At 62.9% G+C, this 22,590-nt stretch carries 20 protein-coding genes; 12 read left to right on the plus strand and 8 right to left on the minus strand.

Going from position 1 to position 22,590, the window contains the following annotated elements; genetic code table 11:
* The first annotated feature begins 1 nt into the window (after position 1).
* The 5 genes from ACRWQA_RS04245 to ACRWQA_RS04265 all read left to right on the plus strand — a co-directional run bounded on the left by ACRWQA_RS04245 (position 2) and on the right by ACRWQA_RS04265 (position 5,107).
* Complete coding sequence (locus tag ACRWQA_RS04245; RefSeq protein WP_434229353.1) at positions 2-1,309, plus strand: NAD(P)/FAD-dependent oxidoreductase; 1,308 nt, start codon at positions 2-4, stop codon at positions 1,307-1,309.
* Between the two features lie 43 nt (positions 1,310-1,352).
* Positions 1,353-2,405 (plus strand): ABC transporter substrate-binding protein, encoded by a 1,053-nt coding sequence (locus ACRWQA_RS04250; RefSeq protein ID WP_263581022.1) that lies wholly within the window; start codon positions 1,353-1,355, stop codon positions 2,403-2,405.
* A 74-nt stretch (positions 2,406-2,479) separates the two neighbouring features.
* Positions 2,480-3,382, plus strand: a complete 903-nt coding sequence (locus ACRWQA_RS04255) for an ABC transporter permease (protein ID WP_263581021.1) — start codon at positions 2,480-2,482, stop codon at positions 3,380-3,382.
* Positions 3,379-4,167: an ABC transporter permease gene (locus tag ACRWQA_RS04260; RefSeq protein ID WP_263581020.1), complete on the plus strand. Its 789-nt coding sequence runs from the start codon at positions 3,379-3,381 to the stop codon at positions 4,165-4,167. Before ACRWQA_RS04255 ends, ACRWQA_RS04260 begins: the two co-directional genes overlap by 4 nt.
* A 16-nt stretch (positions 4,168-4,183) precedes the next feature.
* Positions 4,184-5,107, plus strand: coding sequence for a 2-hydroxyacid dehydrogenase (locus ACRWQA_RS04265; RefSeq protein WP_434229355.1), 924 nt, complete (start codon positions 4,184-4,186; stop codon positions 5,105-5,107).
* A gap of 17 nt (positions 5,108-5,124) precedes the next feature.
* Here ACRWQA_RS04265 and ACRWQA_RS04270 read toward each other — a convergent pair whose 3' ends face one another.
* Positions 5,125-6,099 (minus strand): LysR family transcriptional regulator, encoded by a 975-nt coding sequence (locus tag ACRWQA_RS04270; protein WP_434229356.1) that lies wholly within the window; start codon positions 6,097-6,099, stop codon positions 5,125-5,127.
* A gap of 136 nt (positions 6,100-6,235) precedes the next feature.
* On the opposite strand from ACRWQA_RS04270, the gene ACRWQA_RS04275 reads away from it, so the two are divergent.
* The 7 genes from ACRWQA_RS04275 (at position 6,236) to ACRWQA_RS04305 (ending at position 14,186) form a co-directional block, all read left to right on the plus strand.
* Complete coding sequence (locus ACRWQA_RS04275) at positions 6,236-7,765, plus strand: UxaA family hydrolase (protein ID WP_434229357.1); 1,530 nt, start codon at positions 6,236-6,238, stop codon at positions 7,763-7,765.
* 50 nt (positions 7,766-7,815) lie between these two features.
* Positions 7,816-9,291, plus strand: a complete 1,476-nt coding sequence (locus ACRWQA_RS04280; protein ID WP_434229358.1) for an NAD-dependent succinate-semialdehyde dehydrogenase — start codon at positions 7,816-7,818, stop codon at positions 9,289-9,291.
* 33 nt (positions 9,292-9,324) lie between these two features.
* Positions 9,325-10,146, plus strand: coding sequence for a 4-hydroxy-2-oxoheptanedioate aldolase (hpaI, locus tag ACRWQA_RS04285; protein ID WP_434229359.1), 822 nt, complete (start codon positions 9,325-9,327; stop codon positions 10,144-10,146).
* A gap of 86 nt (positions 10,147-10,232) precedes the next feature.
* Positions 10,233-11,183, plus strand: coding sequence for a tripartite tricarboxylate transporter substrate binding protein (locus ACRWQA_RS04290; protein WP_434229360.1), 951 nt, complete (start codon positions 10,233-10,235; stop codon positions 11,181-11,183).
* Between the two features lie 58 nt (positions 11,184-11,241).
* Entirely contained in the window at positions 11,242-11,718 is a 477-nt protein-coding gene (locus ACRWQA_RS04295; RefSeq protein WP_434229361.1) for a tripartite tricarboxylate transporter TctB family protein, read from the plus strand.
* Between the two features lie 12 nt (positions 11,719-11,730).
* The gene (locus ACRWQA_RS04300; RefSeq protein ID WP_434229362.1) at positions 11,731-13,233 is read left to right on the plus strand and encodes a tripartite tricarboxylate transporter permease; all 1,503 of its coding nucleotides are present in this window, start codon (positions 11,731-11,733) and stop codon (positions 13,231-13,233) included.
* Between the two features lie 185 nt (positions 13,234-13,418).
* Entirely contained in the window at positions 13,419-14,186 is a 768-nt protein-coding gene (locus ACRWQA_RS04305) for a MauE/DoxX family redox-associated membrane protein (RefSeq protein WP_434232704.1), read from the plus strand.
* A 63-nt stretch (positions 14,187-14,249) separates the two neighbouring features.
* On the opposite strand, the gene ACRWQA_RS04310 is transcribed toward ACRWQA_RS04305, so the two are convergent.
* From ACRWQA_RS04310 to betC, 7 genes are all read right to left on the minus strand, one after another.
* Positions 14,250-15,455 (minus strand): GGDEF domain-containing protein, encoded by a 1,206-nt coding sequence (locus tag ACRWQA_RS04310; RefSeq protein WP_263581017.1) that lies wholly within the window; start codon positions 15,453-15,455, stop codon positions 14,250-14,252.
* 84 nt (positions 15,456-15,539) lie between these two features.
* Complete coding sequence (locus ACRWQA_RS04315; RefSeq protein WP_263581016.1) at positions 15,540-16,109, minus strand: gamma-glutamylcyclotransferase; 570 nt, start codon at positions 16,107-16,109, stop codon at positions 15,540-15,542.
* Entirely contained in the window at positions 16,106-17,005 is a 900-nt protein-coding gene (locus ACRWQA_RS04320; RefSeq protein ID WP_434232707.1) for a DMT family transporter, read from the minus strand. Before ACRWQA_RS04320 ends, ACRWQA_RS04315 begins: the two co-directional genes overlap by 4 nt.
* A gap of 116 nt (positions 17,006-17,121) precedes the next feature.
* Positions 17,122-17,388: a DksA/TraR family C4-type zinc finger protein gene (locus tag ACRWQA_RS04325; RefSeq protein ID WP_263581014.1), complete on the minus strand. Its 267-nt coding sequence runs from the start codon at positions 17,386-17,388 to the stop codon at positions 17,122-17,124.
* Positions 17,389-17,529: 141 nt separating this feature from the next.
* Positions 17,530-19,188, minus strand: a complete 1,659-nt coding sequence (locus ACRWQA_RS04330) for a BCCT family transporter (RefSeq protein WP_263581013.1) — start codon at positions 19,186-19,188, stop codon at positions 17,530-17,532.
* A gap of 127 nt (positions 19,189-19,315) precedes the next feature.
* On the minus strand, positions 19,316-20,965 hold the full coding sequence (locus ACRWQA_RS04335; protein WP_434230098.1) for a SulP family inorganic anion transporter: 1,650 nt from the start codon (positions 20,963-20,965) through the stop codon (positions 19,316-19,318).
* Positions 20,966-20,967: 2 nt separating this feature from the next.
* A complete protein-coding gene (gene betC, locus ACRWQA_RS04340; RefSeq protein WP_434230100.1) occupies positions 20,968-22,509 on the minus strand; it encodes a choline-sulfatase in 1,542 nt (513 codons plus the stop codon).
* Positions 22,510-22,590: the final 81 nt, after the last annotated feature.

Here is a 22,590-nt window from a genome sequence, read left to right on the forward strand (position 1 = left end):
CATGAGTGGGCCGCGGCCGGACGCCGGCATTGCCTCGCTATGGCGCGACACGGCGGACAGAAAGTCCGACCTGCCATGCCTGCGGGGTGATGCACAGGCCGATGTCGTCATCATCGGCGCGGGCTATACCGGCCTGGCAGCGGCCCATCGCCTGGCACAACGCGGCGTCGCTCCCCTGGTGTTGGATGCCAAGCCGATCGGCTGGGGGGCCAGTGGTCGCAATGGTGGCGTGGTTTCGGCCAAGTTCCGCCTGGCGTTTCCCACCATTGCCCAGGGCCATGGCATGGAGGTGGCGCGGCGCATGCATCGCCTCGCTCTTCAATCGGTGGACGAGGTGGAAGCCCTGGTCGAGGAATATGGCCTGTCAGGCGCTCGCTTCACTCGCTGCGGCAACCTGCGTTGTGCCCATACCGAGCGGGCGTTTGGCAACATCGCCGAGGAGGCGGAGTGGATGCGCCGCGAACTGGGCGATGACTCGCTGCGCAGCCTGTCGGCTGGCGAGGTGGCGGAGGAGACGGGGTCCCGTGCGTTCTTCGGCGGTGTCCTGAGTCGTGGCGTTGGCACCTTGCACCCCTTGAACTACGTGTGCGGCCTGGCCGAGGGCCTGACGAGACGCCATGGTGCCATCATCTTCGAGCGCACGCCGGTAACCGGCATCCATCGTGACGCTGACGGGGTTCGTGTCGTTACCACCCAGGGCGAGATACGGGCGCGCCAGGCCATCATGGCAACCAACGCCTACTCCGACCTTACCCCGGCCAGTGCCATGGTCAAGTCGCGACTGGTGCCGTTTCGCAGCTCGATCATTGCCACCGAGGCGCTGCCGACGGCATTGCAGGAGCGGCTGTTGATCAATGCCAGGAGCTATGGAGAGACGCGCCGCATGATGCGCTGGTTCCGCAAGGTAGACGGTCGCTTCGTGTTCGGAGGGCGCGGTGCCTTCGGCAAGCGTGATTCCAAGGCGGCTTTCGATGCCCTGCAGCGAGCGATGGTCTCGATGTTTCCCGATCTGGCGGGAGTCGCGATTACCCATCGCTGGTCAGGGCACGTCGGCATGACGATGGATGCACTACCCCATGTGGGACGTTTCGACGATCGACTGAGCTATGCGGCCGGCTACAACGGCGCAGGCGTGGCGATGTCCACCCTGCTCGGTCGATTGGCAGCGGATTTCGCCATTGGCGAGTCGCCGGACGTGGCTCTCCTGGAGGCGGGACGCCTCAAGGCCGTACCGCTCTATCCCTTACGTGAAGTGGCGGTTCGACTGGTAGCGGGTTGGTATCAGTTCCTCGATGCGATCGGGCGCTAAGCGCACACGGATCGCAAATGTCATCAGCAGCGGAGACAACAAGATGAAACAGACGCATTGCTTGAAGACTTTGGTAACCAGCGTGGCCTTGGCAGGAGCGATGGGAGCTTCCCATGCCATGGCCGCGGGGCAGATCACTTTCGTTTCTCAGGGGGGCGCCTACCAGGAGGCCCAGACGGTGGCCATCCTGGACCCCGTCGCCGAGGCGTTGGGTATCACCATTCACCAGGAGAGCGCCCCGGATGCCTGGCCGATGATCCGCACCCAGGGAACTACCGGCCAGGCCGTGTGGGATGTGGTCGACACCCCGCCACTGAACTGCGTACGCGGAGGCAACCAGGATCTGATCGAAACGCTCGATTACAGCCGGATCCCCAATGCGGAGTCGATGCCGGAGGAGTACAAGACGCCTTACTCCGTCGCCTATGAGTTCTACTCCAGTGTGCTGGCTTACAACCCTGACGCCTTCGACGGTAACCCGCCGCAGAGTTGGGAGGACTTCTGGAACGTCGAGGAGTTTCCCGGCACCCGCGCCTTGCGCAACCATCCCCTGGGAACGCTGGAAGCGGCACTCCTGGCCGATGGGGTGGCGCCGGAAGAGCTGTATCCGCTGGACGTCGATCGCGCCTTCGAGAAACTGGAGGAGTTGAAGCCGCACATTGCCACCTGGTGGACGTCGGGTGGCCAGTCTGCCCAACTGCTCTACGATGGCGAAGTCGACATGCTGATGATGTGGAACGGACGCGTCAGCGCCATCATGGGTGAGGGAGCGAAAGCCGATTTCACCTATAACGACGGCATCCTCCAGAATACGCACCTCTGCATCATCAAGGGCGCGCCCAACCTCGATACTGCGCTCGAGTTCGTCAACGCGGCCATCGATCCGCAATACCAGGCCAACCTACCGCTTCACATCGACTATGGCCCGGGCAATCCGGCCGCTTTCGACACCGGCAAGATCCCTGAAGAGCGCGCCAGGGAACTGCCGAGCTACCCGGAGAACGCCGAGCGCCAGGTGCTGATGTCCTACGAGTGGTGGTCCTCTTCGGAAGGCGAGCTGGCCGAGCGCCGCTGGCTCGAGTTCATGCAGCAATGAGAGCGCCGATGCCGCACACCCGGCGTGTGTGGCATCGGTTGTGTCGTCTCCGATTTCACGTCAGGAGAAGCGCCTTGAAAGCCACCGCGATTCATGACCGCTACGTTGCCGCAAGCGGTATCGATCCATCGCTACGCCATCGGCGCCGTGAGCATACACTGATGATGCTCTTGATGACGCCGGCCATGCTGGTGGTCTTTGCATTGCTCGTCGTGCCCTTGAGCTGGTTGATCGTCCAGTCCTTCTATGCCGATGGAGGGCTCAGCCTGGAGCACTATCGGCGGATCTTCACCGAAGGCATTTACTGGAACACTTTCCTTCTTACGTTTCGTATCAGTGTCATCGTAACCCTGCTGGCATTGCTGATGGGGTATCCGATTGCCTATGCCGCTTCGAGATTGCCGCAACGCTGGGCAATGCTGGTTCTGGCTCTCGTCATCCTGCCGTTCTGGACCAGTGTGCTGGTCAGGGCCTATGCCTGGCTGATCCTGCTGCAGCGTTCGGGCGTGGTCAATCAGACCCTGATGGCCAGCGGCATCACGGATTCTCCGCTGGCGCTGATGCATAACGAGCTCGGCACCATTATCGCCACCGTGCACATTCTGCTGCCGTTCATGGTCCTGCCGCTTTACGCCACCATGCAGAAGATTCCCCAGGACCTCGTGCAGGCGGGTGCCAGCCTTGGTGGAAGCCCGCTGCATGTCTTCATGCGGGTTTTCTTCCCCTTGTCGCTGAGCGGCGTACTGGCCGGCATGACGCTTGTCTTCGTGCTGTGCCTCGGTTTCTACATCACACCGGAGCTGGTGGGAGGGGGTCGCACAGTCATGGCCTCGATGCTGGTCAGCCGGAACATCCAGCTCTATAGCGACTGGGGCGCCGCCAGTGCCGTCAGCGTCGTTCTGCTGATCTGTGTACTGATCATCTTCTATGTGGTCAGCCGCCTGGTCCCCCTTGAGAAAATACTCGGTGAGAAATGAATAAATTATCCTTGGGTCGGATCGTCTTCATTGGCTACGTGGCATTGGTGCTGGTATTCCTGATCCTGCCGGTACTCATCGTGCTGCCCATGTCGTTCTCGGATAGCCGCTTCCTCTCCTTTCCGCCTTCCAGCTACTCGTTTCGCTGGTACGAGGCCTTCTTCGGCAATCCTGGCTGGATGGCGGCTGCCAAGACCAGCCTGATCGTGGCGTTTTCCACGGCCCTGATCGCCACGCCGATCGGTGTGGCGGCGGCCTATGCCATCAATTGCTCGACGCACCGGATGATGCGCTATCTGAAGGTTGTGCTGCTGCTACCGCTGATCGTGCCGATCATCATCGTCGCCACTGGCGTATTCTTCATCTATGCCCTGTCGGGGATGCTGTACACCATTCCCGGCCTGATCATGGCCGATGTGATGCTGGCGCTGCCCTACGTGATCACGGCGGTTACTGCAGGGCTGCATGGCTTCGATCAAACGCAAGAAATGGTGGCGAGAAGTCTGGGCATGAATCGCTTCCGCAGTTTCATGGTCGTCACCCTGCCGCAGATCATGCCCAGCGTGGTGACCGGGGCGATCTTCGCCTTCATCCAGGCGCTGGATGAAACCATGGTGGCGTTGTTCATCTCCGGCGGTCAGAACCAGACCCTGACGGTGCGCATGTTCACCGCGCTGCGTGACGAGATAGACCCGACCATTGCCGCCATCAGCACGCTGCTGACTGCCACATCATTCGCGCTGGTGATGTTGATGGTCATGGCGCGTAAGCGCTCGTCGGCCTGACACCGGAGAAGTCGCCATGAGCTTCGTCTACAACGCCGACCCCGAACGCGGTCGGGAGTGGCAGCGCCTGTTTGCGCAGCGTGCCCCGGATATCGATTTTCGCTTGTGGCCGGATATCGGCAGTGCCGAAGAGGTGCGCTATCTCGGTACCTGGGCACCGATGGAAGATCTGGCTCGTTTCCCCAACCTCGAAGTCATTTTCTCGCTCGGTGCCGGCGTCGATCAGTTCGATCTGGGCAGCATTCCCGACCATGTGCCGCTGGTGCGCATGCGGGAGCCGGGCATCGTCACCACCATGCAGGAATACGTGGCCATGGCGGTGCTGGCGCTGCACCGCAATCTGATCGACTACATCGGCCAACAGCGAGAAGCGACCTGGCGGGCCTTGCGTGTGCGCCCCGCCTCGCAGTGCCGCGTGGGCATCCTCGGCCTGGGGCAGTTGGGGAGCGCCGTAGCGCAGCACCTGACCGGCCTGGGTTTTGCCTGCCAGGGATGGGGCCGCACACGTCGCCAGCTCGAAGGCGTGGCATGTTTTGCCGGTGACGACGAGCTGGCGAGCTTCCTGGCCAGTAGCCAAGTGCTGGTCTGCCTGCTGCCGCTGACCGCCGAGACCCGCGGCATTCTAAATGCCAAGTTGTTCGCGCAGCTGCCACGCGGTGCTTCACTGATCAATGTCGGCCGCGGCCCGCACCTGGTCGCGGCAGATCTGCTCGCGGCGCTGGACAGCGGGCAGCTGTCGGCAGCAGTGCTGGACGTTTTCGATCCCGAACCGCCACCAGTGGATCATCCCCTCTGGCACCACCCGAGTGTCCTGATAACTCCCCACGTGGCCAGCATGACCCAGCCCGAGAGTGCGATCGAGAGGGTGCTGGATAACATTGCCCGACACCGCGCAGGGCAGGAGATGATCGGTACCGTAGATCGAAGGCGTGGATATTGAACGGTGCTAACGCTTTGTCAATCGGCAATAGATGCGCGCGAGCTGACAGGTGCCAAGTGATCTTCCTCTTGTGCCACCTGCCGCAGGCACACGATCGCCTGCTGGCAGGTCGGCGTCTTCATCCGAGCGCGCAGGGTAATGATCCCCACCGGCGGCAGTTCGATGGGGATCTCGAGTGGCAAGACCTTGAGTAAACACTGTGCTTCGAAGTGGCGTGCCACGCCGTGGGCCAGGTAACCGAGGGCGGGGCGTTGCTGAACGAAGGTCAAGGTGGCGAGGAACGAGGCCGTTTCGATCAGGTCGGCAGGCGGGTTGAGTCCATGCTTGTAGAACATCTGGTTGAGCTTGACCCGCGACGACGCCCACGGGGGTGGCACGACCCAGGGCAGCTCGGCGAGATCGGCCCACTGCGGGGAAGGATGTTCAGCGACGGGGTGAGCCGGGGAGGCGACCACGCACATCGCTTCGTCGTATAGGGCCTCCGTCTCCAGGTCCGGTGCTGCATAGCCGGGTTCGAGGCGGCCGACCAGCAGGTCGAGCTCACCCGTACGCAGGCGGGGCAGCAGGCGCTTGAGGTCGCCCTCCTCGACGAGTGCCGTGCTGTTGGGGGAGCGCGACTTGAGCAACTGCATGGCGTGGGCGAGCAGGCCCGGCGTTGCCACCACCATGGCGCCGATGCTGACGCGCCCGGCGGCGCCGCTCTCGACTGCGGCGATCTCGTCTTGGGTGCGGCTGTAGTCGGCCAGCACCGAGCGGGCGAAGCGCACCACCGTATCGCCATAGGCGGTGGGCTCGGTGCCGCGGGTCGAGCGCAGGAACAGCTTGAGGTCGAACATGCGCTCGATCTCGGCCAGCATCTTCGACACGGCGGGCTGGGTCAGTGACAGGAACTCGGCGACGCGGCCGATATGGCGGAATTCGTCCAGCGCGACCAGCAGCTGCAAATGGCGCAGCTTCAGGTTAGAACGCAGGACGCGATCGATATCGCTCATGGTGAGGCTCTCCCGCTCTTCATTCCTTTTGGGTTATGAAGAGAGTCTATTGTTTTATTTTATCGTCATGAAGAGGCGGCTCATACTCGGCGCAACGATGAATACAACGCCAGATGATGGAGCCAGGCCGCTGACCATGGAAATGTCCCCCCGCACGCTGATTCGGCTGCACGCCAACGACAATGTCCTGATTACCCGTGCCGTCGTCGGTCTCGGCCAGTGGCTGCCCGAGCTGGAGGTTAAATCCCGGGCCCAGGTGCCGGCAGGGCATAAGATCGCTGCCTGCGCGATTGCTGCCGGTGAAATGGTGAAGAAGTACGACACTGTGATCGGGGCAGCGAGCCGTGACATTGCCCCAGGGGAGCACGTGCACACCCATAACGTTACCCTGACCGAGATCGACCGCGATCCTGCCTTCTGTCAGGACGTGCGGCCTGTGGCGTATGTGCCGGAGGCCGAGCGCGCCACCTTTCAGGGCATCGTGCGCCCAGACGGACGGGTCGGCACGCGCAACTTCATCGGCATCCTCTCCTCGGTGAACTGCTCGGCCACGGTGATCAAGCACATCGCTGACCATTTCACGGCGGAGCGACTCGCTGACTACCCCAACATCGATGGCGTGGTGGCTTTCGCCCAAACCAGCGGTTGCGGGATGTCCTCGCCCAGCTACCACTTCGACCTGCTGAGGCGCACCCTGGCCGGCTATGCGCGACATCCCAACTTCGCCGGGGTGCTGATCGTGGGGCTGGGCTGCGAGCGCAACCAGGTGTCGGGCCTGGTCGAGTCCCAGGGCCTCGAAGTGGGAGCGAACGTGCGCACCCTGGTGATGCAGGAGAGTGGCGGGACCCGTGAATCCATCGCCGCTGGCATCGCCGCCATCGAGGCGATGCTGCCCGAGGCGAATCGTGTCGAGCGCCAACCGGTGAGTGCCAGCCACCTCAGCATCGGACTGCAGTGTGGCGGCTCGGACGGCTTCTCGGGGATCTCGGCCAACCCGGCATTGGGGGCGGCCATGGACATCCTGGTGCGCCATGGCGGCACCGCCATCCTGTCGGAGACTCCGGAGATCCACGGCGTCGAGTTCATGCTGACGCGGCGCGCGGTGTCGCCCGGCGTGGGCCAGAAGCTGCTCGATCGCTTGGCGTGGTGGAAGGAGTACACCCGCGGCCACAGCGGCCAGTTCAACGGCGTGGTGGGGCCGGGCAATCAGGCCGGTGGCCTGGCCAACATCGTCGAGAAATCTCTGGGCTCAGCGATGAAGGGCGGCACCACGCCACTGCAGGCGGTGTACGAATACGCCGAGCCGATCGATGCCAAGGGCTTCGTGTTCATGGACTCGCCGGGCTACGACCCGGTGTCTGCGACCGGCCAGATCGCCAGCGGCGCCAATCTGATCTGCTTTACCACCGGGCGTGGTTCGATGTTCGGCTCCAAACCGGCCCCCACCATCAAGCTGGCTTCCAACACCGCCATGTACGAGCGCCTGCGCGAGGACATGGACATCAACTGCGGCCAGGTCATCGATGGCAGCGCCACTATCGAGGCCATGGGCGAGCAGATCTTCGCGCATATCCTGCGGGTGGCCTCTGGGGAGCGCAGCTGCAGCGAGCGGCTCGGTCTTGGGGATCACGAATTCGTGCCGTGGCACGTCGGTATCGTCAGCTGATGGCAACGTCGGCCTAGAAAACGTTAGCCAACAGAGAGGAGTGCGTAAGCATGACCCTGACGCTGGAACGTGGTGACCTGATCCAGTCCCGTAACCATATCGCCGGGCACTGGTGCGATGCCGCAGATGGAGCCACGTTGACGGTATCCAACCCGGCTGATATGCAGTCCATCGCCGAGGTGCCCGACAGTGGCGCCGAAGAGGCACGAGCAGCGGCCGATGCCGCCCACCACGCCTTTGCCGACTGGCGCGCGACGCCGGCCAAGCGGCGTGGCGAACTGCTCAAGCGCTGGCATGCCCTGGTCATGGCCCATCAGCAGGATCTGGGGCGGCTCATATCACTGGAGCAGGGCAAGCCCCTCGCCGAAGGACAGGGTGAGGTGGGCTATGCGGCCAGCTATATCGAGTGGTTCGCCGAGGAGGCGCCACGCATTGCCGGGGAGGTGATTGCGCCGCCGGTCGCCTGGCGACGCATGCTGGCCGTCAAGGAGCCGGTGGGCGTGGTGGCGGTGATCACCCCCTGGAATTTCCCGGCGGCGATGATCGCGCGCAAGATCGCGCCGGCCCTGGCGGCAGGCTGCACGGTGGTAGCCAAGCCCGCCGAGGATACGCCGCTGACCTCGCTGGCACTGGTGCGCCTGGCCGAGGAGGCGGGCATTCCTCCTGGCGTGATCAATATCGTCTGCGCCTCGCGTGAGCGGACACCCGAGGTGGTTGACGCCTGGCTCAAGGATGCCCGGGTACGCAAGATCAGCTTCACCGGCTCCACTCCGGTGGGCAAGCATCTGGCCCGGGCGTCGGCCGATACCCTCAAGAAACTCTCGCTGGAGTTGGGCGGCAATGCGCCCTTCATCGTATTCGAGGATGCCGATCTCGACGCCGCCGTGGAGGGCCTGATGGCCGCCAAGTTCCGCAACGGCGGCCAGACCTGCGTCTGCCCCAATCGCGTTTATGTGCAGGAGGCGGTGTTTGATGCCTTCAGCGACAAGCTGGCCGCGCGGGTTGCCGCCTTGCAGGTGGGGCCGGCCAGTGACCTGGCAAGCCAGATTGGACCGATGATCAATGCTCGAGCCGTCGACAAGATCCTGGCGCATATCGATGATGCCCTGTCCCAGGGGGCACGCTTGCTGGTGGGTGGCGAGCGGGTTCGAGCCGACTTGGGGCCGAACTACGTGTCTCCCACGGTGCTCGCCGATGTCGCGCCTGGCACACGGTTGTGCCAAGAGGAGACCTTCGGGCCGCTGGTGCCGCTGCTGCGCTTCGCCACGGAAGAGGAAGTGGTCCTAGCCGCCAACGCCACCCCGTTCGGGCTCGCCAGCTACTTCTACTCGGAGAACGTAAGTCGCATCCATCGCGTTGCCGATGGGCTGGAGGCCGGCATCGTCGGCATCAACGAGGGTGCCGTGGCGTCCGAGGCAGCGCCCTTCGGCGGCATCAAGGAGTCGGGCTATGGACGTGAAGGCTCGGTCCATGGCCTCGACGACTATCAGCACATCAAGTACCTCTGCCAGGGCAATCTGCGCTGAGTCGGGGCCAATAGAACAACGATAGGAGCCGCCATGAACGCATCCAGCCACACCGGTCTAGTAGCGGGCAATCCGTTCAAGCAGGCCCTGGCCCAGGGCAGGCCCCAGGTCGGGCTATGGCTATCGATGGGCGATGCCTACAGTGCCGAGCTCTGCGCCACGGCGGGTTTCGATTGGCTGCTGATCGACAACGAACACGCTCCCAATGACGTACGCAGCACGCTTGCCCAACTGCAGGCGGTAGCCGCCTATGGCGGCCATCCCGTGGTGCGCGCGCTGCATGGCGAGGTCGCGTCGATCAAGCAACTGCTCGATATCGGTGCCCAGACCCTGCTGATACCGATGGTCGATACCCCGCAGCAGGCTGCCGCCATGGTCGCCGCGACGCGCTATCCCCCCGAGGGCATTCGCGGCGTCGGTGCCGGGGTCGCAAGGGTGTCACGCTGGAATGGCCGTCCTGACTACGTGCAGCACGCCAATCAGGAGGTCTGCCTGCTTGTGCAGGCCGAGACGACCATCGCACTCGACAATCTCGAGGCGATCTGCGCGGTGGAGGGCGTGAATGGTGTCTTCATCGGCCCGGCAGACCTGGCGGCCTCGATGGGGCATCTCGGCAATCCCGGCCATCCCGAGGTAAATGCGGCCATCGAGACGGCGATTCGCACCATCGTGTCCTGCGGCAAAGCCGCCGGCACCTTGACCAGTGACGTTGGCCAGGCGCGACGCTTCCTCGAGCTTGGCGCGACGTTCGTGGCAGTGGGGCTGGACGTCACGCTATTAGCTCAGGCGGTGCGCCAACGTGCTGCGGATTGCGGGCTGAATCTCGGTACGGAACCGAGAGGAGGGCCGTACTGAACCACTCGCCGACGCTAGCCTGGCCGCTCCGACGGCCATTGATTGATCGCATCAAATGATTAAAACAACGCACAGGAGCGCACGTCATGTTTCACAAGACCGCTAGACTCTCCATTTTCCTCGGTGGCTTGCTGGCTGCAGGTATCGCTACTGCGGATTACCCCACCAAGACCATTACCATGGTGATCCCTTACGGCGCAGGCGGAGGAACCGACGTGCTGGCGCGAACGCTGCAACCCGCCTTGGAGGAGGCCCTGGGACAAACCATCGTGGTCTCCAACGTGCCGGGTGGCGGTGGCATCCTTGGTTTCACCCAGGTGGCCAATGCCAGGCCTGACGGCTACACGGTAACCATCCCCAATAACGTGATCTTTGCCACCGAGGGAATGGGAAATGCCACCTACACCTATTCGGACTTCGATTACCTCGGCAACGTCATGACCGAGGACTACGTTGTGGCGGTTCGCGCCGACGGCCCCTGGGAGAGCTGGGAAGCGCTGGTCGAGGACATGCAGGCCAACCCAGGCACGGTGAGCTTCGGCTTCTCCGGTGCTGGTGGTTCGACGCACGTGGCGAGTGAGATCCTGGCCGATATGGTGGGCTACCGGGCTCGTCAGATCCCCCATGATGGCTCCTCGGATGCGGTGGCCGCCGCAATGGGCGGACACATCGATGCACTGATGCTCAATCTGGCCGACCTCGCCTCCGGCTTGCGCTCGGGCAGGCTCATACCGCTGGTCAGCCTCGGCACCGAGCGCCTAGCTGAGTATCCGGATGTTCCCACTCTTAGCGAACTCGGTCACGACCTGAACTTGACCAACTGGCGGGGTATTGCGGCACCGGCTGGCGTAGACGAAGAGGTCAAGGCCGCCTGGGCCGCGGCCCTTGAAGCGGCGACCAGCGATCCCAAGGTGCAGGAGGCGATCGCCAGCCAGGGGGCCGAGGTGGATTACATGCCGCCAGGAGAGGAGCTGGACGTGCGCATGGCGGAGCTGGCGGAGTCTTTCATCCGCACCGCACAGCGGCTCAAGCAGTAATGATCATGGCCGGCCCCTCTCAGGGGGCCGGGCTCGATGACAACAAGCGGAGCCCGCCATGACGCGAGTGACCGAGAAGCAGATATTCTACCTCTTGCTGATTTTGGGGGCCGGCTACTTCCTCCACCTGGCAAGTTCGATCCCGACGATGATGCGAGTGGTCGGCGACCCGGGGCCGGGATTCCTGCCTTTTTGGGTCAGCGCCATCATCATGCTGCTGGTGGGCTACCTGCTGGTCGTGGAAACCCTGATCAAGCGGGAACCCGATGGCGGTGTTCGGCTCGAGCGCCGTGAAGCCGTAACGCTGTTGGTGACACTGGCAGCGATCGTGCTCTACCTGATCATGCTGACGTTCATCGGCTTCTTCGTCAGTACCCTGGTGTTCCTGGGCGTCTTTCGCCTGCTCGTCGACAGGTTTCTCAACGATGCCTGGCCCTCACGTCGCTCGCTGCTGGCCTCCGGGCTGTTCGCAGTGATCGCGACCAGTGCCATCTATGTGGTGTTTTCTGTGCTTTTCGGACTATCCATGCCCTGAGGGGGAGTCGTCATGTTTTCCCATTTCGCCGAGGCGGCGACGCTGTTCGCCAACGGCTACATCTTCCTGGCGATTGCCGCCGGTACGGTACTCGGCCTGATATTCGGCTCACTACCGGGGCTGACCGCCACCATGGGGATCGCCCTGCTGCTGCCGCTGACCTTCGGCATGGAGCCGGTTACCGGCATGGGCATGTTGCTCGGGGTCTATTGCGGCGCCATCTCCGGTGGCTCGATTCCCGCCGCCCTGCTCAATATTCCCGGCACCCCCTCGTCGGTGGCGACCACCTTGGATGCCTTTCCCATGGCGCGCAACGGCGAGCCGGGTCGTGCACTGGGGCTGTGCATCGTGGCCTCCATGATCGGCGGCATGATCAGCGTGTTGATCTTCGCCTTCATGTCGCCGCTGATCGCCGAGGCGGCGTTGCGTTTCAGTGCCATCGAGTACGCCACGCTGGGCCTTTTCGGTCTCACAATCATCGCTTCGGTGTCGGACAAGTCGCTGATCAAGGGGATCGTGGCGGGCCTGATCGGGGTGTTGATTTCGCTGATCGGCATCGACTCGCTGACCGGCGTGGTGCGCCTGACCGCTGGCATTCCTGCTCTGATAGGTGGGGTCGATTTCATGGCGGCGTTGATCGGACTGTTTGCCCTGTCGCAGATCATCACCGACACCACCACGTCGCTCTCCGATCAAGCGAGCGAGGGGCGGGTACGTGTCAACAACGCCTACCCGCGCTTTCGCGAGACCTTCCGACGCTGGAAGATCTGGTCGAGCAGTTCGCTGATCGGTTCGCTGGTCGGGGCGATTCCCGGTGCCGGTGGCAGCATCGCCTCCTTCCTGGCCTACGACCAGGCCAAGCGCATCTCACGCACACCGGAGCAGTTCGGTAAGGGGCATGATGAAGGCATTATCGCCTGTGAATCGGCCAACAACGGCATGACCGGCGGGGCGCTGATCCCGATGATGACACTGGGCATTCCCGGGGATGCCTCGGCGGCGATCCTGATGGGCGGGCTCTTAATCCATGGGCTGCAACCGGGGCCCATGCTGTTCGATGAACAGGCCAATATCGCCTACGGCATCATCATCGCCTTTCTGGTCGCCAACGTTTTCATGTTCAGCTTCCAGTCGGTGGGCATCAAGCTCTTCGTCAGGGTGCTGCAGATACCGCGCACTTACCTGCTGCCGTTCATCATGGTGATGTGCATTCTTGGTGCTTACGGCATCACCGGTAGCCTGACCTCGGCCTGGATACTGCTGTTCTTCGGCATCTTCGGCTACTTCCTCAACCGCCACGGTTTTAGCGCCGCTCCGGTGGTGCTGGGGATGATCCTGGGTTACATGGTCGAGTCCAACTTCCGACGCGGCATGACCATGCACGACGGTGACTGGAGCGTCTTCTTCACCCGCCCGATCAGCCTGACCTTCGTTCTGCTTTCCGTGCTGGCGATTGCGCTACCGCTTTATCGCCATCACCGGAGCAGAAGAGCACGCAAGTATGCCAATCCATGATTGACGCCCTCTGCGTTCCCGATGACGAAGCCCGCTAACGATCTCACCAGTCGTCTCCGACGGCTGGTGGCCGTCAACCCGACGTGCCAACGACAGTTCGTGCAGTCGTTCCTGAGGGCCGGGATTCGCTGATAAAGGTCGATTGACTACCCTTGGGGTGAATGCATGGCCCAAGGAGAGATGTCATGGCTCAAGGACAGACGACGAGGAAGGGCAAGCAGGCCCAACTCTACCGCATGGTCATGGAGGAGCATCTGTGCCCCTTCGGCTTGAAGAGCAAGGACCTGTTGGAGCGCAAGGGATTCGATGTCGAGGATCACCACCTGACCACGCGGGAGGAGACGGAGGATTTCAAGGAAAAGCATGAGGTGGATACCACGCCCCAGGCCTTCATCGATGGCCGGCGCATCGGTGGTTACGACGAGCTGCGCGAGTATTTCGGGTTGGATTCGCCGGGTGAGGACGAGACCACCTACCAGCCGGTGATCGCGCTGTTCGCCACGGCTCTGCTGATGGGGTTCGCCGTGAGCTGGACTGCGACCGGCTCGTTGATCAGCGCGAGGATGCCGGAGTATTTCGTGGCCATCGCCATGGCCCTGCTGGGGCTGCAGAAGCTCAAGGACGTGGAGAGCTTCAGCACAATGTTCCTCAATTACGATCTGCTGGCTCAGCGTCAGGTGCGCTATGGCTACGTCTATCCCTACGCCGAGACGCTGGCGGGCATCCTGATGCTGGCCGGTGCCCTGGTCTGGCTTGCCGCGCCGGTGGCGCTGTTCATCGGTACGGTGGGTGCCGTCTCGGTGTTCAAGGCAGTTTATATCGACAAGCGCGAGCTCAAGTGCGCCTGCGTCGGCGGCGATAGCAAGGTGCCGCTGGGTTTCGTCTCGCTGACCGAGAACCTGATCATGGTCGGTATGGGTATCTGGATGCCGTTGCGCATGTACGTGCTGTAGCGCATCCCTCGAGAGCCGTATTTTCATCGCAGGCTGGAGCAGCCCGGCTCTAGTTTCGTGCGTCTAGACGGTGAGCGGTCCATCCTGCAGCGGCGCCAGCACGCTGCGGTTTCGCCCCGCACGCTTGGCCTCGAAGAGCGCCGCGTCGGCGATCGAGAGCAGCGTGGCGGGTTCCATCGATTGGTGAGGTCGCAGAGCGGCCGCTCCGATGCTTACGGTGATCACTCCCGGGCCTGCCTGGGGAATGGCGAGTGCCTCGATGCCCTGCCGGATGCGCTGGGCGGCGCGCATCGTCGAGGAAGCCGAGGCATTCGGCAGCAGCACGACGAATTCCTCGCCACCAAAGCGCACGACCAGATCGACCTCTTGGCGGATATGGTTCTGCATCTCCTGGGCGACCTGGCGCAGGCAGGCGTCTCCCTGCAGGTGACCGAAATGGTCGTTGTAATCCTTGAAGTGGTCGATATCGATGACCAGCATGCCAAGCACGGTGTTCTCGGCGAGCGCCTCGTCCCATCGCTGTTCCAGCATGGTATCGAAATGGCGCCGGTTGGCGACGCCGGTCAATGGGTCGGTAATGGAAATCTTGGTCAGGGCCTGGTTGTCATGAAGCGCGGCGTTGGCCCTGAGCTGCTCGCGTAGCAGCAGCAGGTAGGCTTGGCGCTCGCTGGCTTCCAGGCGAAAGTTGGCTACCAGCGTGAAGACGGCGCTCGAGGCAAAGACAACCAATGTATTGATTTTTACGGCATTGTCTGTGTAGTCGTAGGGCACCACGAAAGCCGTCATGATGATTCCGCAGAGTAGCGAAGAGACGAGAGCGAAGCTGAAGCGCAGTGAAAAGAGGATATTGCCCACCACCAGTATCAGGCCGAACGAGAAGGTATCGAGAAACGAATAAAGGGAATCGGACAGGAAGAAGATCAGGCTGGAACACAGCATCCCCAAGACCAGGGTGGCGGACATCGCCGCCTCCCGCATGGCCGGTGCCAGGCCGCGGCGCACCCAAAAGAGAGCGGCGATACCTGCAGGAGTCATCAGGCCGAAGCGGATCCAGGCAGCGGTCTGCATGGACTCCGGACGAATGACGTAGTCATTGAAAATGTAGAGGTCGTAGATGACCAGCGCCACGATGCCGGCGATCAGCAGGTGACGAGTGCGCCGAGCGGAGGTATCGGCCTCGAAGCGTGCCTCCACGGCGGAGCTGAAGCGCAGACGATACCAAGACCTCTTCAGGTCCGACTCAACGGCTTGCAGCAAGGTCTCTTTCACAGTCGGCCCCTTACGTAACTGGCACCTTTTTTGGTTTGGTGCTCTGGAAGGGGTATCGGCCGGCAGAGGCCTAACTTTACTTTTTCATGTCTCTTTTATGCTTCTTACCTGCGCCGCCAGGGCGGACACGTGCTCATCCTGTGCGCCGAGGTTCTCCAGCGCTTCAGCAAGGTGAAGCAAGTAGTCGCGATTGGCTCCGCTGGGGCCATGGGCGGTGGCGATCTGCCGGGCCATGGCCTCGAGCGGGGCGTCACCGAGGAAGGCGGCGTTGTCTTCTGTCGCGAGATAGATCAACCCTTCAGCGTGGCTGCCGTCGTGGAAGTGCAGGATCACCCGTTCGCGCAGGTAGCCATTCTTTTCACGACAATCCAGCGGGCCCAGGGTGTCGGCGTCGATACGGTAGGCCATGCCCTGGCAGATCGAATTGGGCGACTCGATCAGAGTGGCCACGCGGCCCGGTGCCTGTGGCGTGCCGCGGTGGTCGTGCGATCCCTGCCAGAAACGCCTGGCCCAGCCCTCGATATGGGCGGGGCGGCGTTCGTGGAAGGGAAACTCCGCCTTCCAGATCAGAGAGCCATAGCCGAACAGCCACAGTGTCTGGCTGGTGGGGAAGAAGTTTCTTTCCCGATTGAGCGAGGTGGTATCGACAGTCATATGTTGCGGGTGGCTCTGCGCACCAAGGGCTGAGTCAAGGTCTGGGCCATGACGACCCCAGCCAGGACCAGCGCGCCGCCCACCAGGTGGAACGCCGCGATGCGTTCACCAAGGAAGGCCATGGCGATCAGGGCGCTGAACAGCGGCATCAAATTGATGAAGATACTGGCCTGGCTGGCGCCGATCTGGCGGATGGCGCGCATCCACAGATAGGTCGTAATGATCGAGGCGGGGATGCCGGCATACAGGATCAGCCATACGTTCTGGCCGTCCACCGGGGTCATCGGCCCCATCAGGTAGGGCGGCAGCAGGAACAGCACGGCGAATACCACCTGGGCGTAGAGTACCACCCAGGGCGGCAGGCCCAGGGGCCAGCGCTTGAGCATCACGCCGTAGAGCGCGTAGCAGGTGGCGGCGACCACCATCAGCAAATCGCCCAGCGCCACTTCAAGGTCAAGCAATGCGAGCGGGTCGCCCCGCCCCAGCAGTACCAGCACGCCGAACAGCGCAAGCAGTCCGCCCAGGGTACCGCCGAGGCTGGGTGCCTCGCGCAGGATCAAGGCGCTGAGCAATACCGTCAACAATGGCACCATGGCGGCAAGGATGCCCATGTTGGTGGCCGTGGTGGTCTCGGCGGCAACATAGGCAAGCCCTTGCCACAGCCCCATGCCGAGCAGCCCCAGTACGGCCAGCTTGGGCCACTCGCGGCGCAGCGCTTCGCGGTGGCGCCAGGCGGCTGGCAGCAGGAATGGCGTGAGCACCGCCAACGCCAGTACCCAGCGAAGGAAGGCGATGCTGCTGGGCGCGATGGCGCCCACGGTGAGCTGATTGATGGTCATGTTGCCCGACCAGATCAGTACCGCACCGAGTGGGGCCAGGAAATAGAGCAGCGGCATGGAGGCCTCTCGAACGGATATGGCCCCGCTGCATCGGGGCTCGCGAAAGGCCACATGATATCGAGCTATCACACAGGTGAAAATGCTAAGGAGGCTAATAAATCCAGGCAGGACGCTCAGCGCAACTGGCTGTCCTTGCTGCCACGCCGGTTGTAACCGCTGTGGGAGGTGCGCTGCTTGTCGCGCTCGCTCTGGCAGGCGATGCACAGGCGTACGCCGGGCATGGCCTCGCGGCGCGCCTGGGGAATCGGCTCGCCACACTCCTCGCAGTGGGTCAGGCTCTCGCCCCGGGGCAGTTCGCTGCGCGCTCGCTGCAGGGCGTCCTCGACAGTGCTGTCGATCTGCTCTTGTACCGCTCCGTCTCGCGACCAGCCACCTGCCATGATGTCGACTCCTTCGGCTCTCGATGAGCCGTCTACTCATGCTGACAGTTTGGGCTATCCGAACGGTTTGGACCACTCTCCCCCGGGGCCCGTTGTCGGGCTCCGGGGGAGCGAGCCGTTGCAATGACGCATTCAGCGCCTTCAGGCGGCTTTACGGTGCGGCTGGCGCAATTGGCGCAGCTCGCCATTCAGCGCCCTGATGATGGAGTAGCACATCAACAGCATCACGATGGAGAACGGGATTGCCGTCGCCGTCACCCCGGCCTGAAGCGCCGACAGGCCGCCGCCGAGCAGCAGCACGATGGCAATCAAGCCTTCCACCGTGGCCCAGAACATACGCTGGGGCCTGGGTGCGTCGATCTTGCCGCCGGCGGTGATGGTATCGATGACCAGGGAGCCGGAATCCGACGAGGTGACGAAGAAGATCAGCGCCAGCACGATACCGAGGGTCGACATCAGTCCCGTCAATGGCAGCTCGTTCAACATGCCGAACAGCGACAGCTCGGGGCTGTAATTGTCGATCACGTAATCCTTGACCAGGCTGCCCGCGGGATCGGCATAGAGCTGATCGAGCGCGATGCCACCGAAGACACCCATCCAGATGAAGATGAACAGGCTGGGAATCACCAGTACACAGATCACGAACTCGCGAATTGTGCGGCCACGCGACACCCGGGCGATGAACATGCCGACGAACGGCGCCCAGCTGACCCACCAGGCCCAGTAGAAGACCGACCAGGCTTGACGATAGGAATCATCGTCACGACCGAAGGGGGCCGACAGCGGGACGAACTCCGTTACATAGGTGGAAAGCCCTGACCAGAACCCGTTCAGGCCCACCAATGTCGGGCCGGCGAACAGCACGAAGAAGAAGAACAGCACGGCCAGGATCATATTGATCTCTGAGAGTTTCTTCACGCCGCCCTCGAGCCCGCGCCAGACCGACACCAGTGCCACCGCCGTCACCAAAAGGATAACGATGACCTGGAAGGTGGTGCTGATCTCTATGCCAAAGACGAAATTCATCCCGGCATTGGCCTGCTTTGCGCCGAGTCCGAGCGCCGTGGCCAGGCCAAACAGGGTGGAGAACACTGCCAGGATGTCGATGGCATGACCCCACCAGCCCCACACGCGCTCGCCCAGGATCGGGAAGAAGGCCGAGCGAATGGAGAAGGGCAGGCCCTTGTTGTAGGAAAAAATGGCCAGTGCCAATGCCATGACCACATAGACGGCCCAACCATGGATGCCCCAATGGAGAAAGGTGCCGGCAAGCCCCAGAGCGCTGGCTGCAGGAATGGCCTCCGGGTTCAGTTCACCATCGGCCCCGAACGGGGAAGGAATGCCCAAGGGCAAGGAGACGTTGGCATGATAGACCGGCTCCAGCACACTGAAGAACAGCAGTCCGATACCGATGCCGGCGGTGAACAGCATCGCAAACCAGGACAGGTAACTGTGCTCCGGTCGGGCATCGGGCCCTCCCAGCCTGACCGACCCATAGGGCAGGACGACGAGCGCCAAGCAGAACAGAATGAAGAAATCCACCACGCCCATGAAATACCAGTCCAGCGTCCCAGTTGAAAAGCTGACAATGGACTGGAAAAGGCTCCCCGCCCTCTCCGGAAACAACAGCGTGAGTACGATGAAGACGACGGAAGCGAGCGCCGAGACGATAAAGACCCGATTGTGGATATCGAAGCCGATGGGTCCCAACTGTCCTTTGAGATTGTCTTGGCCGACGATGTAATCCGTTTGCATGTCGCTAGTCATGGGGGGCGACACTGGGTCGCTTGAGATAGTCATGGGAAATACTCCTTATTATAAGATGTAGGGCATTTAGGGTTTTGTCATAAGCCTACAATCTGGAGTCATGGAATAACCGCAGCATTTTTCTCATGTTCGAATCGTCTGTGTGTCATGGGGTTTCCTCTCATATTGTTATTGCTATTAACTTGTCATGGTGGCGGTCGTTATCGACGAAGCCGGCCCGTTGCAAGCGGGCCATGACGTCGGGTTTGGTCCAAGCCAGGTACAGCTTCCCGCCCCTGGCATGACAAAGGCGTGCCTGGCGCTGGAGGAGGTGGATACCGCTCAGGTCGATGAAGTTGATGCCAGCCGCCAGGATCACCAGGTTCGGACGGTCGCAGCGCTCGAGCCGTCGTGCGACCGACTCGCAGGCACCGAAGAACAGCGATCCGTCGATCCTGACGACGTTGCAGCCCGGCTCCTCCACGGCCTGCTGGATCGTTTGGGGAGCATGGGACAGCGTGCCTTCCACCACCGGCGGGCGGGTGGTGCGGCGCAGGTAGAGGGCCAACGAGGCCAGCACGCCGAAGTAGATGGCGAATTCCAATGCCAATAGCAGAGTGCTGAAGAAGGTGATCAGCAAGACGGCCATTTCCGAGCGGCTGGTGCTCAGTGCCTCGCGAATGCTGTGCCAGTCGATCAGCCGGGCGGCGACCAGCAGTAGCAGGCCCGCCATGGCCGGCAGCGGCACGTGATGCAGAAGCGGTGCCGCCAGCAGCATGAGCGGAATCAGAAACAGTGCCGATAGAACCGCCGCCATCGGCGAGCAGGCCCCGGCGCTGGCATTGAGGCCCGAACGGGTGAACGACCCCGACGAGACGTAGGCGGAGAAGAAGGCGCCGCCGATGTTGGATAGCCCCTGGCCGATGAATTCCTGATTGCCGTTCGGACGTTCGCCCGTGCGTACCGCCATCGCCCGGGCAATTGCCGTGGCTTCGACCAGGCCCAGCAGACCCAGGGCAATGGCGCCGGGCGTCAGCAGGCGCAGCGTGTCGAACGAGAGATCCGGCATCGAGAGCGGTGGTAGGCCGGCCGGGACCTCGCCGATGCGTGGGATCTCGGCGTGCCCGGGGTCGAGCCAGGCGGCCAGCAGCGAGGCAGCCATGAGTACCAGCAGCATGCCTGGCCAGCGCGGCAGCCAGCGCCGAAACGCCAGGCAGGCGACGAGCGTGAAGCCGGTGATCAGCACCGCATCGGGGCGGATGTCGCCGAGTCGCTCCAGCAAGCGTGGCCAGATAGCGAGAAAGCCGTTGTTCTCGATCGCGCTCAGACCCAAGGCATAGGGCAGTTGGCTGGTGGCGATGATCAGTGCGGCACCGGCGGTGAACCCCGTCACCACCGAATGCGAGACGAGATCGATCAGCACGCCCAGGCGTGCCAGGCCCAGCAAGAGCTGGAAGACGCCGGCGAGGAAAGTCAGCGTCAGCACCAATGCGATGAACGCGTCGCTACCCGCTTCGGCGAAGGGCTGCAGGGTGGCGAACAGGGCGATCGACAGTGCCGCCGTCGGCCCACTGACCATTTGCCGCGAGGCACCGAACAGTGCTGCCAGAATGGCCGGGACGATGGCGGTGTAGAGGCCATATTCCGGGGGTAGCCCGGCCAACAGCGCGTAGGCCACTCCCTGAGGCACGACCAACACCGCGCCGGTCAGCCCGGCAATGGCATCGGCACGCAGCGAACGCGAGCTCTGCTGCGGCAGCCAGCCGAGAAACGGCAACCAGCGTAGTCGCCTGGCCGGTTGCCGGTGCATGTCGGTCGGCGACGTCATCATGGCTATTCGACGGAGGCCGCCGGGAAGCGCGCGCGCCGCTCGAGATCGTCCAGATCGATGGTGTTGCGCATGTACTGGGTGCTGGCATCGAACGTCGGCTGGTGATCCCAGGGCGTGACCTTGCCTTTCATGAGCGCACGAGAGACCAGCTTGCGGCGCCGCTGGCTGGCGATCACCTCATCGTGCAGCCGCGCGTAGTCCCAGCGACGAGCGACCTCGTCGCGGAACTGCTTGCACAGGTCCAGGTGCGCGGGGTCCTGCGCCAGATTGTCGAGTTCCAGCGGGTCGGCTTCGAGGTCGAAGAGCTGGTCGGGGTCGGGCGCGCTGTGAACGTACTTGTAGCGACCGCGGCGGATCATCAGCAGCGGTGCGATGGCGCCTTCTCCAAGGTATTCGCCGATCACCTCGTCGTGGCCGCCTGTGCCGGTCAGATGTGGCAGCAGGCTGCGCCCGTCGATGGGCACGGCGTACTCCGGCGCGATACCGCCATGGGCGAGTTCGGCAAAGGTTGGTAGCAGGTCCATGGTCGACACCGACTCGCGCACCCGGCCCGGGGTGAAGCGACCGGGGGCGTGGACGATCATCGGGACGCGGGCCGAGTCCTCGAACCAGCTCATCTTGTACCAGAGGCCACGCTCGCCGAGCATGTCGCCGTGGTCGCCGGAGAAGACGATGATGGTGTTTTCGTCGAGGCCGGTCTCTTCCAGGGTTTTCAGCACGGCGCCGATCTGGTCGTCGACGTAGCTGAGTGCCCCGTAGTAGGCGTGCCGCGCGTTGCGGATCTGCTCGTCGCTGACGGTGTCCTCGTCGTGCTGATAGACATGACGCAGGCGCTTGGAGTGCGGGTCCATCAGTTCGCGCGAGTAGGGCACGCGGGGCATGTCGATGGCGTCGTGGTCGTAGCGGTCCCAGTACTCCTGCGGAATGGTGTAGGGGTCATGGGGGTGGGTCAGCGATACGGTCAGGCAGAAGGGACGCTGCTCGCCATTGCGCGCCGGGTTGTTGCGAACATAGTCGTAGAGGAAACGCTTGGCGCGGAAGGTGACTTCGTCGTCGAAATCGAGCTGGTTGGAGCGCACGCAGGGGCCGGCCTGAATCACCGACGACATGTTGTGGTAGTAGCTCGGTCGGGTCTTGAAGTTCTCCCAGTCGACGAACCAGCCGTAGTCGGCCGGGTAGATGTCGGTGGTCAGGCGTTCCTCGAAGCCGTGCAACTGGTCCGGGCCGCAGAAGTGCATCTTGCCCGACAGCGCGGTGGTGTAGCCGGCATCGCGCAGGTAGTGGGCGAAGGTCGGAATATCGGCGGCGAACTCGGCGGCGTTGTCGTAGCCGCCGATACGCGAGGGCAACTGGCCGGCCATCAGCGTGAAGCGCGACGGCGCGCACAGCGGACTATTGCAGTAGGCCGAGTCGAAGACCACGCCCTCGGTGGCCAGGCGCGACAGGTTGGGTGTCTTGACCAGCGGGTGGCCATAAAAGGGCAGCGCCGATGCCTTCATCTGGTCGGCCATCAGAAACAGGATATTGGGTCGTTTGCGGGTCATGGAGCCTCTTGCTTGTCGCTGCGCATTGGAATGTCATGCCGGAGTCAAACCGTGACTGGTTCTTGCGACAGTCTCTCTGCT

The sequence above is a fragment of the Billgrantia sp. C5P2 genome, assembly GCF_051062895.2.

What these genes read in the sequence shown, in the direction of transcription:
- ACRWQA_RS04245 (WP_434229353.1), top strand. Translation starts at nt 2, where the DNA reads ATGAGTGGGCCGCGGCCGGACGCCGGCATTGCCTCGCTATGGCGCGAC.
- ACRWQA_RS04250 (WP_263581022.1), top strand. Translation starts at nt 1,353, where the DNA reads ATGAAACAGACGCATTGCTTGAAGACTTTGGTAACCAGCGTGGCCTTG.
- ACRWQA_RS04260 (WP_263581020.1), top strand. Translation starts at nt 3,379, where the DNA reads ATGAATAAATTATCCTTGGGTCGGATCGTCTTCATTGGCTACGTGGCA.
- ACRWQA_RS04265 (WP_434229355.1), top strand. Translation starts at nt 4,184, where the DNA reads ATGAGCTTCGTCTACAACGCCGACCCCGAACGCGGTCGGGAGTGGCAG.
- ACRWQA_RS04270 (WP_434229356.1), bottom strand. Translation starts at nt 6,099, where the DNA reads ATGAGCGATATCGATCGCGTCCTGCGTTCTAACCTGAAGCTGCGCCAT.
- ACRWQA_RS04275 (WP_434229357.1), top strand. Translation starts at nt 6,236, where the DNA reads ATGGAAATGTCCCCCCGCACGCTGATTCGGCTGCACGCCAACGACAAT.
- ACRWQA_RS04280 (WP_434229358.1), top strand. Translation starts at nt 7,816, where the DNA reads ATGACCCTGACGCTGGAACGTGGTGACCTGATCCAGTCCCGTAACCAT.
- hpaI (WP_434229359.1), top strand. Translation starts at nt 9,325, where the DNA reads ATGAACGCATCCAGCCACACCGGTCTAGTAGCGGGCAATCCGTTCAAG.
- ACRWQA_RS04290 (WP_434229360.1), top strand. Translation starts at nt 10,233, where the DNA reads ATGTTTCACAAGACCGCTAGACTCTCCATTTTCCTCGGTGGCTTGCTG.
- ACRWQA_RS04295 (WP_434229361.1), top strand. Translation starts at nt 11,242, where the DNA reads ATGACGCGAGTGACCGAGAAGCAGATATTCTACCTCTTGCTGATTTTG.
- ACRWQA_RS04300 (WP_434229362.1), top strand. Translation starts at nt 11,731, where the DNA reads ATGTTTTCCCATTTCGCCGAGGCGGCGACGCTGTTCGCCAACGGCTAC.
- ACRWQA_RS04305 (WP_434232704.1), top strand. Translation starts at nt 13,419, where the DNA reads ATGGCTCAAGGACAGACGACGAGGAAGGGCAAGCAGGCCCAACTCTAC.
- ACRWQA_RS04315 (WP_263581016.1), bottom strand. Translation starts at nt 16,109, where the DNA reads ATGACTGTCGATACCACCTCGCTCAATCGGGAAAGAAACTTCTTCCCC.
- ACRWQA_RS04320 (WP_434232707.1), bottom strand. Translation starts at nt 17,005, where the DNA reads ATGCCGCTGCTCTATTTCCTGGCCCCACTCGGTGCGGTACTGATCTGG.
- ACRWQA_RS04325 (WP_263581014.1), bottom strand. Translation starts at nt 17,388, where the DNA reads ATGGCAGGTGGCTGGTCGCGAGACGGAGCGGTACAAGAGCAGATCGAC.
- ACRWQA_RS04330 (WP_263581013.1), bottom strand. Translation starts at nt 19,188, where the DNA reads ATGACTATCTCAAGCGACCCAGTGTCGCCCCCCATGACTAGCGACATG.
- ACRWQA_RS04335 (WP_434230098.1), bottom strand. Translation starts at nt 20,965, where the DNA reads ATGATGACGTCGCCGACCGACATGCACCGGCAACCGGCCAGGCGACTA.
- betC (WP_434230100.1), bottom strand. Translation starts at nt 22,509, where the DNA reads ATGACCCGCAAACGACCCAATATCCTGTTTCTGATGGCCGACCAGATG.